Source organism: Halomonas sp. V046, from assembly GCF_052645355.1.
In genome coordinates, this window is sequence record NZ_JBQXYF010000005.1 from 18,178 (window position 1) to 31,621 (window position 13,444).

Consider the following 13,444-nt stretch of genomic DNA (forward strand, 5'->3'; position numbering starts at 1 on the left):
ACGGATGGGCGTCTAGGGGATGCAACATGGCAAAGGCAACACCAGCCGTTCTCGTTTGGGCAAGAGAGACTGCTGGTCTTAGCTTGGAACAAGCAGCGCGCGGACTAGGACTGGGAAGCCAACGTACCCCAGCGGATGAGCAGTTGGCTGCTTTTGAATCAGGCGAGCGAACACCTTCTCTACCTCAGATCAAGAAAATGGCCCAACTCTATAGGAGGCCATTCGTAGCATTCTTCCTTTCCAAACCTCCTAAGAATGCTGAAATGGGAGAGGACTTTCGTCGCCTCCCTGGCGAAGAGGGCTCCAATGAAGGGGACATAAGGGCGCTGATAAGAGATATTTATATTCGGCAAACCCTTGTCAAAGAAACGCTTGTTGACAGTGAAGAAGACCAAGATATTGATCTTATCGGAAAGGGTGATTTTGAGGAAGATATAGACGAAGCTGCAGAGCACATAAAGAACGCCCTAGAAATCGACACCGATTCTTACAGAAGAGAGCGAGATGCGCATAATGCTTTTGGCTATCTGAGGGATAAAGCAGAAGAATCCGGCATATATGTTCTATTGATAGGCGACCTCGGAAGTCACCATTCAACAATTAGTGTAAAAGAATTTCGAGGATTCGCACTTGCCGATAAAGTAGCACCCTTCATAGTCATTAATCAGAATGATGCAAAGCCCGCGTGGAGTTTTACTCTTCTCCACGAAGCCGTTCACCTTTGGGTTGGAAAATCAGGCATAAGTGCTCAAACAAACACACACAAGGTTGAGCAATTTTGTAATGACGTGGCTAGCAGAATCCTGCTTAGTGATGACGAGACTAATGCTCTCTATGAGAGAGCATCTCAAAGTGAAGAAACATACTTCAACTTTCTAAGAAACGAGGCTAGAAGCCTCAACCTTAGCACTTCACTCATCGCTTACCGGTTTTTTAGAAAAAACTTCATCTCAAAAGAAGAGTGGGAAAACGTCAACATTCAGCTGCGGGAGCAATGGCTTGCCACGAAACAAGAAAACAAGCAAAAACAACAAAAGTCATCAGGTGGCGACTTCTACAACACTAAGAAGCATAGGGCAGGAAATGCCTTGGTCAATCTTGTAAGCAAAGGCATCCACGAAGGCATACTTACTGAGACGCGAGCGGGAAGAATTCTCGGTGTGAATCCAGGGAACGTAGCAAAAATGGTGGGACTGTGATGCAAGAGGATCGAAAAAAAATTTATTTACTTGATGCTAACATCATAATCACAGCCCACAACTTTTACTATCCAGTTTCCAAGGTTCCAGAATTTTGGGATTGGCTTGAGTTCCATGCAAAGAATGGGTCTATAGCGATACCCAAAGAGATCCATGAAGAAATTAAAGGTGGAAACGACGCCGAGCATGTAAATTGGGCAAAAGACAGATCGAGAAAAAAACTCCTAATACTCGATGAGGAGTTCAACCCAGATCTGCTGGGAAGAGTTATTAATGAAGGATATGCTCCCGACCTCAATGAAGTCGAACTAGATAGAATTGCAATGGATCCATTTCTTGTCGCTTATGCTTTAGCTGACCCTAAGAACAGGATCGTAGTCACAAACGAAGTATCGAAACCCAGTCGAAAAAGGCAAAATCGCCACGTACCCGATGTATGCTCTGCGGTAGGTGCAAGGTGCTGCAACGTCTACCAAATGCTGCGAGATCTTGATTTTCGGACAAATTGGAAGAGCACTATTTGAAGCAATGCCCAACCACCGCTTTTCGGTACGCAATCAGTACCCTGAACGTTTTGTCACCACTTCGTCGCCCAACTACCGCCGCGGCGCTGCCGGCTTCGTGATCCTCGCGAATGCTTGCGGATGCGGCGGGGCTGCGGGCCATCCTCACCGTCACTTTCGCTGGTAGAGGTCTCATCTGATGTCTCGGGCGTGCTCTCCTGCTCCTTGGTCGGCGGGCCCGCTCGCTCCCGTGATGAGGTGGCCAGGTTCTCCAGCGCCCTCTCCATGCGCTTGGCCAGCTTGCTCAGGTTCGGCGAGGCGATCAGCAGCGCGGCGTAGGCGTAAACGCGGCAGTCCAGGGCCTCGTTACGTGGCCGGGTCTGGTGCCATTCACGCTTGGGTACGCCCTTGACGTACTTGGTCACCAGCTTCTCGGCGGTAAGCTGGTGATACCACTCTTCGTCGCGCTCCTTGGGGAAGTGACAGAAGCCAGGGCCAGGCTCGGCCAGCGCCAGCCGCCGCATCACCGTCAGCTTGCCCTCGTCCACGCCGACGCTGAACAGGTCGACGCGCCGCTGATTCCTGCCGGTGCGCTTGCGTGAGGGCGCCATCACCACCGGACGATCCCAGCCCGGAACCCCTTTGATCGCGAACAGACGCCGCCCTGAGCGACGACGCACGTACTCATAGGCTCGCTGGGTGTAGCCCTTGTTGCCGCCGGTATCGAGACAGGACGCACCAATCGCCATCTGGGCGCCAGATTCGTGCAGCCAGGTCTCCGCCAGGTAGTCGTCCAGATCCTGCCAGACCTCATCACGCAGCGGATCACCCCACAACACCTTGTAGTCGACGGACCAAGATTCCTGGCCGAGGCCCCAGGCCACCGTCTCGACCTCGAGGCGGTCCTGCTGCATGTCGACGCCAGCCGTCAGGTAGAGACCGCCCATCGGCACGGGTGCCGGAAACGTCTCGACCCGCGCCAGCAGATCACTTGCCTTGTGCTGCTCACCCTGCTCCTCGTAGGTCTCGGCCAGGCTGACGTTGATGAACGACTGCAGATCGCCCTTGGCCTTCTTGTCCAGAAAGGACTGAACGATGTCTCGCAAGCGGCGGAAACAGCTGTACAGCTCGTTGAGGTGGTAACTGGCATGCCCACGGAAGGGCTTGCTGGCCTTCCAGCCAGCGCCAACTCGCTCAGCGCTGCGAATAGCCGCGATGCGCTCGCCGTCATTCCATAGCGCACCGCACCCATCGCAGATATAGCGGGCGCTCTCCGGCAGATGGTGGCCTTCTTCATCCTTGTCCCAATGGACGTGTGACCAGCGCAAACGCTGGTGTTGGTCACAGTGAGGACAGGCGACGTAGAAGTGCCGCTGATCGCCCTGATCGAAGGCCGCCTCGATGCGGCTGTCTCCTTTGATGGTGGGTGTGCTGATCTCCAGCAACAGCCGCTGATCGCCGAAGGTCGCGGCCCGCTGCCACAGCAGCTCGACCTCATCACCCTCGTCCGTACCGCTGTAGCCGTCCACCTCATCGGCCACGATGAGCGGCGCGGAGCGCCCCCGCATCGTCTTGGTGGACCCCGCCCAGGCGAACATCATGAAGCCGCCGGGGTAGGACTTCATTCGCTGGTTGTTGACCCCCTCGTGGCTTCGCGGCTTGGGCAACAGCCGCTGAAGCACCGGATTGGCATCGACCATCGGGTTGAACTTGGTTTCCAGCCAGGTGGTCAGGTCGCCCTGGCTCGGCTGCATCATCATCTGGCTGCGCGGCTCATGGGCGATGCTGTACCCCTGCACACATAGTGCCAGCTGAGTCTTGCCCACCTGAGCCCCCCACATCAGCGAGATGCGGTAACAACCAGGATGGACCGCCATATCCATGGGTTCGCGCTGGTAGGGGGCGTTATCGAAACGGATAGGACCGGGGACGGCGTTGCCGGCGGGGATGCGAACATTCTTCTCGGCCCATTCGCTGGGCTTCAGCGGAGCCGGGGGTACCAGGTGCCGCGCGGCTCGCTTGAGGGCGCGAAGCACGCCCACGGCATTGCTGAACTGTGTGGAGGCCTCAATCGGCGCTGTCATCGTCGTCGCCTTCCCCAAGCTCGATATCGGCATCCGCAGCAGCTTCAAGCGCCTGGATGAGCTCGGCCGCCAGTATCTGCTTGAAGCGCCCTTCGTCGGTCTCACCGATCAGTTGGCTGACCACTCGACTGGGGACGTTCATGACGTTGGCGCGTACTGTGGCGTTTTCCAGAGCCCGGGCACGCTCGAATTCCTCGATGGGTGCCACCTGCTTTCGCGCCGCCGCCAGCTCGAGCTCCGCCTGGGCGGTCTCCGCTGCCAGCTTCCGTAGTTTCAGATCGTACTCATCGAGGGGCGCTTCGCCGGCGGCCTCCATTCGCGCCTGGTCGCGCAGCCACTCACTGACGTCCCGGGTGTTGAACTTCCAAGGCTTGCCCTGGCGCCCCTTCTGGTCGAAGGGGCAGCCATTGCGGACCCAGCTGGAGATGGTATTGAGCGATACGCCAAAGGTCTCGGCGAGCTCTTCGCGGTTGACCTCGCGCCCCTTTCCCTTGAACGCCATGCCACTCCCAAAAAACAACAATTAACCGCGACTGAAAATTCTCGCTCACGCAAGCTTCCGCGAGACTGGTGCCCCCGCATGGCCCCGGTGCCAGGGAGGACCCATTTTTTCTGTCGGCGCTGGACGCCTCACTGGGCGGCCGCAGAGCCACCGACAGCAGCCTCAGAGGACTCGCCATAGGGTTCACTGAACGAGGCGGCCCAGGCACGAACAGCGGCCTTGTCGGCGCGCTCACAGTCGATGCCGGCCCGAAGCCCGGTCAGCACTTCGGCCACCGTGCCCTCCCCCACATCGATCTCACACGGCACCAGGTATTGCTCGGGGGGCAAGACCGGCTCTCGCTGGGTGATGACCACCCGCTGTGGGGAATCAGAAGCGCAGCCGGTCAAGGATAGCGTCAGGCACAGGCATGCCCATGCAGGTATCGAATGCGTCATTGCGCCCTCTCTCGGTGGCCAGCTCTCGGCGCAACTGGCTAGCATGCACCTGCGCCCTGCCTGCCTCGGCGCGATACTGTGCCAAGGCGCTATCGAGTGCGGTCACCTCGACTCGCCGGGCCTTCTCCGCCTCAGCCGCAGCATGCTCAAGCTCGGCGAGCTGCGCATCTGCGGCTGCCAGTCGTTGCCGCTGATTGCCGATGGTCTCGGCCTGTCGGGTAATGGTGTGTGCAGCCCACACACAGCCCGCCACCACTGAGATGGCGAGCAGGCCGACCAGTGCAAGGCGCGGCACGTTGATCACGATGTGTCCCCGCCTCGCTGCTTGATGTTGCGAAGGACGACACCGGATAGGCCCAGCACAGTCTGTGTCATGGCAAAGGCCCACTGGGGCAGTACTGGCTTCCACAGCGGCAGGCTGGCCGTCAGGCTGGCGACCACATCCGGCCCCCACTGGAGGACGCCGAGCGCGGTCATCACCGCAAACAGCTGGGTCGACCACAGCCGGAAGTTGCGACGCCAGGTCGTGATCGTCATGCCGGGTAGCTCCCCCAGGGCAGTTGGAAGTGAGGGCCATCCTTGAAGGTCTTCCAGTCACCGCCCCACTCGATCGGTACGCCCAGCTCCTTGGCGGCGGCTTTCATGGCGTCGGCGATCTTGTAGTAGAGCGGCCAGTCCCAGCTCACGTCGCCGTCGAGATAGGCCGCCAGATCGACGGCGTGCCCGGTCAGGTGCCGGCTGCGCATGGTGGTGCTGGCGCCAGCGGCTACCAGGCGCTTCTGGCGCTCCTTGCTGCGCAGGCCCTCGGTCACGCCGAAATCGACCTCGGTGATGTCGATGGCGCGACGCACCACCATCACCAGATCCGCGTTGACGCCCTGCAGCCGTTTCAGGCTGCGATTGCTCAGGCGGAAGGGGGAATGAACTTCGGTCACGACTTCGGTCCTCCACGTCATGAGAACGAGCCGTTCATGTAGGCCCGCACCAATGCGCTGATCACTGCCACCGAGAGAGCCGCAATCGCCGACCAGACCAGGTTCATGCGAAAGGTGGTCTGTTCCACCCGTCGATTGACCTTCGTCTGGTCAAGCCACTGCTTCGACTGGGCCTCGATGCAGTGCTCCAGCTGCGTGATCCGCTTGTCCTGACCAACAGATTCCCGCTGAATGGCGAGCACATCGTTCAGCAGGGCGGGAAACTTCTCTACGGCTGTCGCGAGCCTCAAGTTGGATTCCTTGATGGCATCGATGGTGTCGGACATCTTGTCCTGCTGCTCTGACAGGTGAGATAGATGCGTCTCGACTCGTGCCAGGCGCTCATTCGCTTCAGCCATAGGTCTCGAAGGCCGTCTAATGGGTGTTGGCATGCGATGTTCCTTGGCGGATACGCTGCCCCTGCGTGTCAGGACTTATCGGTATGTCAGCTGCAGACTGACACCCCGTATCCCCACCCGCCTCGGGTGACGTTGCCGCTAGAATGTGCCTGACCGTGCGCGATGGAATGCCGGTCAGCTCCGATATGTCCTTTGCGCTCATTCCCTTCGCCCGCATCTGCCGCACGGCGCGATACTTGAACTCTCGGGCGACGCAGTCACAACGAGCCGGTTGCAGTATCAGCCCGCCGAACTCCTTGACCATCTTGTTGGCGTCCTCCCACCCCAGCAGCTCAACCAGTCGATGATCCGGTTTCAGCTTCTGCGGCACGTACAGGTCGCACCGCCACTGGCGCCGGTACGTCCTGGGCAGTTGTCCGACGAGATACAGGGCGCGCTGACGTCCGATGACGTCGGCGATTTCCTGCACGCTTCGCGGCAGTTGGGTCTGCATCAGCGCCTCCATTCCGTGCCGTTGACCAGTTCGCGACGCGGCCCCTCTACCTGGGTGCGGGGCCAGCTTGCGTATTCCCTCAGCACCGCCTTGGCCTCTTCGAAGCCTCGCGCCAGCACCGCGCAGTAGCCCTCGCCTTCCGACGACTCAAGCCAGTCGCGTTGGCTCTGCGCCAGCGACGCATGTCGTGGCGGGGTTGCCTTAAATTCGAGGTAGAGGCCATGCCAACCGCCGCGGGCCTGCCTGACAGGCAGGTCGCTGACACCGGCTTTCACCCCTTGGCGCTTGAGGTCCGACGCGGTTTTCTTGTGACGGGCGCCACCGTTGGGGACGTGGTAGATGGCGTCGTACAGCTCGCCCACGGCAGAGCCGCGCATCTTCTCGCCATAGAGCCAGCGGATTAGTACCGCCTGCTCCTGGCCTTCCCAATCCACGGAGGGCCGTCGAGCTTTCCGACCACCGCTGCCCGTTCGGCCGGCCCCCGTGGGCTTGCTCGCGACCGTCATCGCGCTACCCTCTGCTGGCGCTCCCAGCGCTGGTAATCGGTGATGATTCGTTCCAGCATCACGCTGGCCGTGGCGTCATGGTCGATCTCGGCGCGGCTGGCCACGCCGCAGCTCTCACGGATGAAGTCGATGGCGTCCTGCTCGCTGTGAGTACCGTCCGGCAGGTCGGCTAGCAACAGCCGGTAACGCAGTCGCCGGCGCTGATCCAGGTACAGACCAAAACGTGGGTTTTGGCACAGCATGGCCGCTCGCCGTGACTGAAGGCCGCCCTTCACCTGGTCCGTCATTGGCGATCCCTCCCAGCGGCCTCACCCGCCAGTGCAAAGTAGGCGGCACCATCCTCGTAACTGTCGGCGCGATAGCCGCCTTGTTGGCTTCGCACGGCCTTCAGCAGCGCCATGAACAACCAGCCCTGCTCTTCGGTCAGGGACAGCCCGGTGATTGCTTCGAAGGCGCCTACGGTGGCGCCTATGGAGCGCTCGCCCTGGGGCTTGTCGTAGGTGGCGGCTCGATCACGCATGTGAGCGCCAGCACGGGACAGAATGCTCTGTGCGGTGACGGCCTCGCTCGACTCGCCATGGGCATCGTTCGATGCTCGCCCCCCGCTCTGGATCCCATTGACCGCCAGCGGGCGTTCAGACTCATGGGGTGTTGGTTCAGAGGCTGGTGGAGTGCCAACAGCCCCAGCTCGACATTCATCACTCAGCCGGATGCCACGCGTACTGGCGGGCACATCAACCTTCACGAACCCACGATCCGCGCAGACAGCGCTGATGGTTACCACCTCCGAGGAATCGGTGCTGTCGCCCTGTGGACCGTCCGAGTCCTGGGCATCAGCGGATACCGCGGCAACCTGTTCAGCCACCTGCTGCCCTTCGGCGCTTGCCTCATCCGCCACCACCTCGATGCCCGTCGCCCGTGCGATACCGCTCTGGGTGGGCACCCAGCGGTCACCAGTAGTACGAACCACGTAGCTGGCACCCTTCAATCGACTCAACGCCGCCCTCACCCGATCCCGGTCGGTGGAAGCTCTCGCGTTGCAAGCCGCCTGTACGATCATCGTCTGCACGGGGGCGCGGCTTTCGGCATGTTGGCTGACCAGGGCGTCCAGTGCCTTCTCATCTGTGGCGGTCATCTTCATGCCGCTTCCTCCTGAAGGGCATGGCCCACACTCTCCGGCCACTTAAGCTGCTGCACAGGCGTGCCGTCTCCATGACGCTTGCCGGTATCCATCATCCGGCCACCGGCCTGCCTACCTGCCTCGGTCATGACCCAGTACTTTCGGCCACGGCCATCCACCTGCTGGCGCTGGTAGCCGAGATCCCGCAGCAGCAGGTTCACCGCCTTGGCGCTCATGTCGAACGGCAGTCCCAACTCTGTGGGGGTCAGGTAGCGCTCGTTGATCGGGCTCACCAGGTGCGTGGCGCCCAGCTCACCAAGCAGGTTGACGCCTGTTCGCTTCTGCACCGCCTGGTTGACCGACAGCAGCCGCATGTTGTCGTCAAAGCCAAAGGCACGAGCCGCGGCATCCAGCGCACCAGCAATGGCAGAGGCGCGGGCGATGTCGGTCAGCCGCTCATCCTTGGGCGCCGATGTTGGCGCGGCCACCTGATAGGCGCCGGTCTGGCGGATCGCCGGTAGTACCTCCTCGAACACCCAGGCCTCGAAGCGCTCGGCACTGGGTAACTGACTCTTCACGATCAGGCGATAGACGTCCGGCTCACGAATGACGGTCATGGTCTGCTCGCCGCCATCGGTAAGGGCGCCCCGTTTCAGGGCTCCCTTGCAGTGGCGCGCTACGGCGTTGCGGGGCTTGGCGTAGCCGAGCGCCCTTGCCACATCGTGGGCCAGGAACAGCGTTTCGCCGTCATCGCCATGGATGACGCGAACCGGCTGCTGGTCGAACTCGAACGGAATCACGTTGCTCATGCATCAAACTCCTTTCAGTGCGGCACGCAGCGACCGAAGCCCCTGGTCACCATTCATGCGGTAGGGCAAACCTGCGTCTGCGGCGAGTTGCTGGGCGTGCTCCCGCCCCTTGCGCTCGGCGAGCTCTGCGCATGTCCGACTACCGTCGTGCTCGAGCAACTGACACGGCGTCAGGTCCTCACCGGCCATCACTCGGTTGACCAAGGCTGCGTAGTGCTTGGCGAAGCGCTTCTCCAACTTGGGCCAAGCGCTGGCTGCGGTGGTGTGGGTCAGGTCCCACCAACCAGTCATCTGCCCGGCCATGCGCACGGCGGCGTGCGTCCAGCGATGAGTGCTCGGTGCATGGGCGTGGGCCAGCACTTCGCGCCACGCCTCACCAGTCGCCGGCATACCGAAGTCCTCCGGCGTTGGCGCCAGCAGGTTCACTAGCACCGGGATCGTCGGCGGCCAGGTACTCCCCTGCCCCTTCAGATCGCTCATCGCTCGCTCGACCACCTGGCACCCCGGCAGCACTGGCCATCTCGCCATTTCCAGCGCCAGCTCTCGGCGCGCCAGATTCAGCAGATCTGCACTCGGGAAGGCGCTCGCCCACGTCCTCGGAAAAATCGCCTCCAACCGGGTGAATACCTGATTCACCAACGCCAGAGTCTGGTCTCTCGGCGGTGTCTTCCGGCCACCAGCCGTCTGCCCAGCTGGTGTCATTCGGGTTGGCGAGTTGTTCACGGACTGCCTCGCGTTCAGCTTGGCGATCGAGTCCGTGGCGAGCTGCTGGGCGCTGTGCATGGTGAGGTCCTCCCTGAGCGGCAGTGATGTGCGGTTGACGGTGACGGTTCTCGGCGAGCCACTTGGCCAACCGCTCGTGCCAGCCTTGCTGGGTCCGGCGCTCAAAGGGCTTCTCGGCGAAGTGGGCGGTGAAGTCGGCCAGGGTCGCGGCGTCCGGCTGGAGCGTGGACGGCAGACCACGACGCAGGCAGGCCACGGCCAGCTGTTCGGCATCGGGTTGCCAGTCGTAGGTCATCGGGCGTTGGCGAGATTCCGGCGCCTGTTCCAGCGGCCGGCCATCGTCGTCCAGGTCGCAGACGTTTCCGGTCCATTCGCCGGCGCCAGCATTCGGGGCTGGCGTGGCTGAAGAATCGGGTTTGCGCGCACCAGAGGGGTAAGGGGGTAGAGTCTTAGTGGTAGATTCAAGGGGTGACACGGGTGTCACCCTCCCCCTGACACCGGTGTCACCCCCCTCTGCCAATTTGTCACCCTCGGGGGGTGTCAGGTTGTCACCCTCCCCCGAATTGGAAGAAGTAGTAGGGGTGACAGATTGGCACCCTCCCCCGACCGCCAGGCGATACCGATTGGATTGCTGACGACCGTTCGCGGCAAGGCGTTGTTCGACGGCCAAGAGCCCCCGCTGCTCGAGCACGTCGATCGCTCGCTGAACGCTGCGTGTGGAACAGCCCATCTCAGCCGCCATGTTGGCAATCGACGGCCAGCAGACGTGGTTTTCGTCCGCATAGTCCGCCAGCAGCATGAGAGCCAAGCGTGACGGCGTCTTGATGTTGGCCGGCAGGGTCTTCATGGACTGCCTGGCCCAATGCATGGCAGCGAGGCTCATACAGCCCCCCAGGAAAATTCGATCAGGTAATCGATCACGACGCAGACTAAACTTCGAGTTACAAGGTGAGAGTTCCCACCACTTCTAGGAGAGGCCTGATGAACAGACACATGCTGAAGAGATGCACCTCCTTGCGAAACGTTCGCGAACCCAACCCGAGAAAGCCTATTCCACAGCCAAGCGATTCCCCACCAACAAGGACTCCAGGCCCCCCAGAATCTGCACAAACCCGGGAGCATTAGGAATTTGCCATGAATGCTTCGACGAGCGATATCCTGGTGCGAACAGATGAACGATCGCTGTACGAAGCCAAGGGCGACGTCATGTACTGGATTCGATACATGGCTCTCCAGCAACGTTTCTATCAGCGCATGGCTGGCTTGTTCAGCTTCCTCAGTTTGTTTGGTGGCAGCGCAGCATTCATCGGCTTCCTGACATCGTCGCCTTTGGTGACTGGTATTAGCGGTTTGGTAGTCTCCGCTAGCACAGTGTTGGATTTCGTTGTTTCCCCTGGAAAAAAATCCATCCAGTGCTTTGATTCTAAAAAACAATTTCAGAAAGCTTTGCGAAAATCCGACGCTATCGGGCTGGACTCTCTCGACGGGCGGGTAAGCAAGATCACCATGTTGGATACACCCCATATCGAGAGCCTTCGACGTCCCGCTTACAATGACTCCGTCATTGAGCGTGGTCGTGGAGACTTCACTCTGCCTCTCAGCCGCTGGGAAAAGCTCGTCAAGGCCATCGCGTAATACCCATTTGATACCCATCTTACCCCCTCTCATTACCTGTATGAATTTCCACCCCGCTCAAGCGGTCGTTGACGCCGACGAATGGGTGGTAGGCTTGGAGGTGCGATATCGGCTAGGGCAGACATGGCGATGGAGCTCCGCAATTCGCTTTCCTGTCTCGTACCGCGTATCCGCACCGCTGTGGACTCGAGCGATAGTTGCCTGGGATACCTGAGCTCTCTCGGCAATCTGCTGCTGAGTGAGCCCTGTACTGACGAGGTCGCGAACCATGTCGCTCGCAGTGAACTGGTGCATGTGTCCATCCAATACAAAAACGTATTGAAAGAAAGGATACATAAACGTATTGGCGTCGGCAAGCTCGTTTCCGCAACAATACGAATTCGAATAATGGAATATTGGGCACAGCGCCCAGGTAGTCCTCCCCCCTCAACCCGATAGGCAATGAGATGCCAGAAGGAAAAACCGTCGCTGATCGGCTCGCACAAGCGCTCGCCGGTAGAGGATGGAGTGAGAACGAGTTGGCGCGACAGTCGGGCGTCCCTCAGCCGACCATCCACAGGATCATCACGGGCGAGAGTAAGTCTCCTCGGACTGGCAACCTAGAAAAGCTCGCTAACGCCCTCGGTATCTCGATTGTTCAGCTGACCTACGGGTCGGCCGTTGGCCAGGCTTACGATTCAAGCCCGAAGCCCGGGGATGCGCTTGAGGCGGCTGGCCAAGTCGGTGACACGGTCAGGGGGCATAGCAACGTTCAAACTGCCCCACACCCCATCCGCTATCACCGGTATCCAGTCATCAGCCGTGTACAGGCTGGCGCCTGGACCGAGTGCGTCACACCCTACGAACCCGGCGCCGAGCCGCATGAGGAAGCTTCCGACTACCGCGCCCAGGGGAAGGCTTTCTGGCTCGAAGTGAAGGGGGACTCGATGACGGCCCCACCAGGTAGCACCCCCAGCATCCCCGAGGGCACCCTGGTGCTTTTCGATTCGGGCATCGACGCCGTACCTGGCAAGCTGGTGGCTGCCCTCCTCTCAGACAACAACGAGGCAACCTTCAAGAAGCTGATCGAGGACGGTGGGCAGCGCTTTCTCAAGGCCCTCAATCCGGCCTACCCACTGATCCCCATCAACGGCAACTGCCGGATTCTTGGCGTCGCCGTTGAGGCCAAAACGCGGCTGTAAGACTGGGATGTTCTCTGGGCCTTAGCCACCGACTACAATAGGAGCAAATGACATGATCGATCGCAAAGACCGCAAACCGAGCAAACCCCCTTTAGATCGCGGGAACGAGAGGCAACCGGTGTATGACGGATTCAACAAAAATGACTGGCGAGGAGAGCGAAGCGATACCAACATCGCCGAAAGCCGCCCCGCCCCCAAACGACGACCAGGAACTGTTAAGCCTGGCCAGTAGGGACAATGACGAAGACGAAGATGAAGCCTTCGCTTTCAAGCACTACCTGCTGCGCAACATTCGCTACCACACCCGGCGTGCGGCCCTGTTCTCCCAGTGGCACAAGGCCACAGGCTTCGTCGGGGTGTTTCTGGGCTCATCTTCAGCCATGTCATTCCTGCTCGCCGATAGCTCTTTCGTTGCCAGTATCATGGCCGCCATCGTGGCTTTCTTCTCTGCGGTGGACCTAGTAGTGGGCACCGCTACCAAGGAAGCACAGCACCTGGAACTGCGCAAGCGCTGGATAGCCTTCCAAAGTCGCTTTCAAGCCGAGGGAATGAGTCAAGAGCTCTACTTGGAGAGAACCGCCATCGAAATGGACGAACCCCCAGAACTATCAATTGTCGAAATGCAGTCTCACAATGACGCCACCTTGGCCATGCTGGGAGATAGCGAAGAAGCTCGCGGTGAACTATTGGCCATCCCATTTGGACAGCGCCTTCTTGGTCAATTCGTCAACCTCGACACTAGCCACATTCGCAAACAAAACGAGGTTCAAAAAGCAATAGATGCCGGCATAGCTCGCGCCTAACCCTTTTTCCTACCCTATCCAACCCGCCCTTGTGGCGGGTTTTTTGTAAGATATCTCCTACAGAACCTCGGCAACGACCTATGCCAAACTTACCTTTGTTTCACACGCAGGAAACC

The 13,444-nt window shown here is 59.9% G+C and carries 18 protein-coding genes and 1 pseudogene; 5 read left to right on the forward strand and 14 right to left on the reverse strand.

Going from position 1 to position 13,444, the window contains the following annotated elements; all coding sequences use genetic code 11:
- The first annotated feature begins 26 nt into the window (after positions 1–26).
- Together ACUN9Y_RS07715 and ACUN9Y_RS07720 are read left to right on the forward strand one after the other, a co-directional pair.
- Positions 27–1,199, forward strand: a complete 1,173-nt coding sequence (locus tag ACUN9Y_RS07715) for an ImmA/IrrE family metallo-endopeptidase (RefSeq protein ID WP_445460116.1) — start codon at positions 27–29, stop codon at positions 1,197–1,199.
- Complete coding sequence (locus ACUN9Y_RS07720; protein WP_445460117.1) at positions 1,199–1,723, forward strand: DUF4411 family protein; 525 nt, start codon at positions 1,199–1,201, stop codon at positions 1,721–1,723. Before ACUN9Y_RS07715 ends, ACUN9Y_RS07720 begins: the two co-directional genes overlap by 1 nt.
- Before the next feature lie 53 nt (positions 1,724–1,776).
- On the opposite strand, the gene ACUN9Y_RS07725 is transcribed toward ACUN9Y_RS07720, so the two are convergent.
- The 14 genes and pseudogenes from ACUN9Y_RS07725 to ACUN9Y_RS07790 all read right to left on the reverse strand — a co-directional run.
- Positions 1,777–3,786, reverse strand: coding sequence for a phage terminase large subunit family protein (locus ACUN9Y_RS07725; protein ID WP_445460118.1), 2,010 nt, complete (start codon positions 3,784–3,786; stop codon positions 1,777–1,779).
- The gene (locus ACUN9Y_RS07730) at positions 3,770–4,288 is read right to left on the reverse strand and encodes a helix-turn-helix domain-containing protein (protein WP_445460119.1); all 519 of its coding nucleotides are present in this window, start codon (positions 4,286–4,288) and stop codon (positions 3,770–3,772) included. The genes ACUN9Y_RS07725 and ACUN9Y_RS07730 overlap by 17 nt, the downstream gene beginning before the upstream one ends.
- A 128-nt stretch (positions 4,289–4,416) precedes the next feature.
- The gene (lysC, locus tag ACUN9Y_RS07735; RefSeq protein ID WP_445460120.1) at positions 4,417–4,770 is read right to left on the reverse strand and encodes an Rz1-like lysis system protein LysC; all 354 of its coding nucleotides are present in this window, start codon (positions 4,768–4,770) and stop codon (positions 4,417–4,419) included.
- Positions 4,658–5,029 carry a hypothetical protein gene (locus ACUN9Y_RS07740; RefSeq protein ID WP_445460388.1) on the reverse strand — a complete coding sequence of 124 codons (372 nt, stop codon included), beginning with the start codon at positions 5,027–5,029 and terminating at the stop codon, positions 4,658–4,660. Before ACUN9Y_RS07740 ends, lysC begins: the two co-directional genes overlap by 113 nt.
- Complete coding sequence (locus tag ACUN9Y_RS07745) at positions 5,026–5,262, reverse strand: DUF7940 domain-containing protein (protein ID WP_445460121.1); 237 nt, start codon at positions 5,260–5,262, stop codon at positions 5,026–5,028. Before ACUN9Y_RS07745 ends, ACUN9Y_RS07740 begins: the two co-directional genes overlap by 4 nt.
- Entirely contained in the window at positions 5,259–5,660 is a 402-nt protein-coding gene (locus tag ACUN9Y_RS07750; RefSeq protein WP_445460122.1) for a M15 family metallopeptidase, read from the reverse strand. The genes ACUN9Y_RS07745 and ACUN9Y_RS07750 overlap by 4 nt, the downstream gene beginning before the upstream one ends.
- A 17-nt stretch (positions 5,661–5,677) precedes the next feature.
- A complete protein-coding gene (locus tag ACUN9Y_RS07755) occupies positions 5,678–5,986 on the reverse strand; it encodes a hypothetical protein (RefSeq protein ID WP_445460123.1) in 309 nt (102 codons plus the stop codon).
- A gap of 88 nt (positions 5,987–6,074) precedes the next feature.
- Positions 6,075–6,551, reverse strand: a complete 477-nt coding sequence (locus ACUN9Y_RS07760; RefSeq protein ID WP_445460124.1) for a hypothetical protein — start codon at positions 6,549–6,551, stop codon at positions 6,075–6,077.
- On the reverse strand, positions 6,551–6,985 hold the full coding sequence (locus ACUN9Y_RS07765; protein ID WP_445460125.1) for a VRR-NUC domain-containing protein: 435 nt from the start codon (positions 6,983–6,985) through the stop codon (positions 6,551–6,553). The genes ACUN9Y_RS07760 and ACUN9Y_RS07765 overlap by 1 nt, the downstream gene beginning before the upstream one ends.
- Before the next feature lie 68 nt (positions 6,986–7,053).
- Positions 7,054–7,344, reverse strand: coding sequence for a hypothetical protein (locus ACUN9Y_RS07770; RefSeq protein ID WP_445460126.1), 291 nt, complete (start codon positions 7,342–7,344; stop codon positions 7,054–7,056).
- Positions 7,341–8,198 carry a DUF6378 domain-containing protein gene (locus tag ACUN9Y_RS07775; protein WP_445460127.1) on the reverse strand — a complete coding sequence of 286 codons (858 nt, stop codon included), beginning with the start codon at positions 8,196–8,198 and terminating at the stop codon, positions 7,341–7,343. The genes ACUN9Y_RS07770 and ACUN9Y_RS07775 overlap by 4 nt, the downstream gene beginning before the upstream one ends.
- Entirely contained in the window at positions 8,195–8,986 is a 792-nt protein-coding gene (locus ACUN9Y_RS07780) for a BRO-N domain-containing protein (RefSeq protein WP_445460128.1), read from the reverse strand. Before ACUN9Y_RS07780 ends, ACUN9Y_RS07775 begins: the two co-directional genes overlap by 4 nt.
- Positions 8,987–8,989: 3 nt before the next feature.
- Complete coding sequence (locus ACUN9Y_RS07785; protein ID WP_445460129.1) at positions 8,990–9,769, reverse strand: replication protein P; 780 nt, start codon at positions 9,767–9,769, stop codon at positions 8,990–8,992.
- A 43-nt stretch (positions 9,770–9,812) separates the two neighbouring features.
- Positions 9,813–10,592: pseudogene (locus ACUN9Y_RS07790) on the reverse strand (helix-turn-helix domain-containing protein); the annotation flags it as partial.
- A 251-nt stretch (positions 10,593–10,843) separates the two neighbouring features.
- On the opposite strand from ACUN9Y_RS07790, the gene ACUN9Y_RS07795 reads away from it, so the two are divergent.
- The 3 genes from ACUN9Y_RS07795 to ACUN9Y_RS07805 all read left to right on the forward strand — a co-directional run bounded on the left by ACUN9Y_RS07795 (position 10,844) and on the right by ACUN9Y_RS07805 (position 13,328).
- The gene (locus tag ACUN9Y_RS07795) at positions 10,844–11,344 is read left to right on the forward strand and encodes a hypothetical protein (protein WP_445460130.1); all 501 of its coding nucleotides are present in this window, start codon (positions 10,844–10,846) and stop codon (positions 11,342–11,344) included.
- Between the two features lie 446 nt (positions 11,345–11,790).
- Positions 11,791–12,525, forward strand: coding sequence for a helix-turn-helix domain-containing protein (locus tag ACUN9Y_RS07800; RefSeq protein ID WP_445460131.1), 735 nt, complete (start codon positions 11,791–11,793; stop codon positions 12,523–12,525).
- A gap of 122 nt (positions 12,526–12,647) precedes the next feature.
- Complete coding sequence (locus ACUN9Y_RS07805) at positions 12,648–13,328, forward strand: hypothetical protein (RefSeq protein ID WP_445460132.1); 681 nt, start codon at positions 12,648–12,650, stop codon at positions 13,326–13,328.
- Positions 13,329–13,444 lie beyond the last annotated feature (116 nt).

Excerpts from the sequence above, each read along its gene's own strand:
- ACUN9Y_RS07715 (WP_445460116.1), top strand. The coding sequence starts at position 27 with ATGGCAAAGGCAACACCAGCCGTTCTCGTTTGGGCAAGAGAGACTGCT.
- ACUN9Y_RS07720 (WP_445460117.1), top strand. The coding sequence starts at position 1,199 with ATGCAAGAGGATCGAAAAAAAATTTATTTACTTGATGCTAACATCATA.
- ACUN9Y_RS07725 (WP_445460118.1), bottom strand. The coding sequence starts at position 3,786 with ATGACAGCGCCGATTGAGGCCTCCACACAGTTCAGCAATGCCGTGGGC.
- ACUN9Y_RS07730 (WP_445460119.1), bottom strand. The coding sequence starts at position 4,288 with ATGGCGTTCAAGGGAAAGGGGCGCGAGGTCAACCGCGAAGAGCTCGCC.
- lysC (WP_445460120.1), bottom strand. The coding sequence starts at position 4,770 with ATGCTAGCCAGTTGCGCCGAGAGCTGGCCACCGAGAGAGGGCGCAATG.
- ACUN9Y_RS07745 (WP_445460121.1), bottom strand. The coding sequence starts at position 5,262 with ATGACGATCACGACCTGGCGTCGCAACTTCCGGCTGTGGTCGACCCAG.
- ACUN9Y_RS07755 (WP_445460123.1), bottom strand. The coding sequence starts at position 5,986 with ATGTCCGACACCATCGATGCCATCAAGGAATCCAACTTGAGGCTCGCG.
- ACUN9Y_RS07760 (WP_445460124.1), bottom strand. The coding sequence starts at position 6,551 with ATGCAGACCCAACTGCCGCGAAGCGTGCAGGAAATCGCCGACGTCATC.
- ACUN9Y_RS07770 (WP_445460126.1), bottom strand. The coding sequence starts at position 7,344 with ATGACGGACCAGGTGAAGGGCGGCCTTCAGTCACGGCGAGCGGCCATG.
- ACUN9Y_RS07775 (WP_445460127.1), bottom strand. The coding sequence starts at position 8,198 with ATGAAGATGACCGCCACAGATGAGAAGGCACTGGACGCCCTGGTCAGC.
- ACUN9Y_RS07780 (WP_445460128.1), bottom strand. The coding sequence starts at position 8,986 with ATGAGCAACGTGATTCCGTTCGAGTTCGACCAGCAGCCGGTTCGCGTC.
- ACUN9Y_RS07785 (WP_445460129.1), bottom strand. The coding sequence starts at position 9,769 with ATGCACAGCGCCCAGCAGCTCGCCACGGACTCGATCGCCAAGCTGAAC.
- ACUN9Y_RS07795 (WP_445460130.1), top strand. The coding sequence starts at position 10,844 with ATGAATGCTTCGACGAGCGATATCCTGGTGCGAACAGATGAACGATCG.
- ACUN9Y_RS07800 (WP_445460131.1), top strand. The coding sequence starts at position 11,791 with ATGCCAGAAGGAAAAACCGTCGCTGATCGGCTCGCACAAGCGCTCGCC.
- ACUN9Y_RS07805 (WP_445460132.1), top strand. The coding sequence starts at position 12,648 with ATGACGGATTCAACAAAAATGACTGGCGAGGAGAGCGAAGCGATACCA.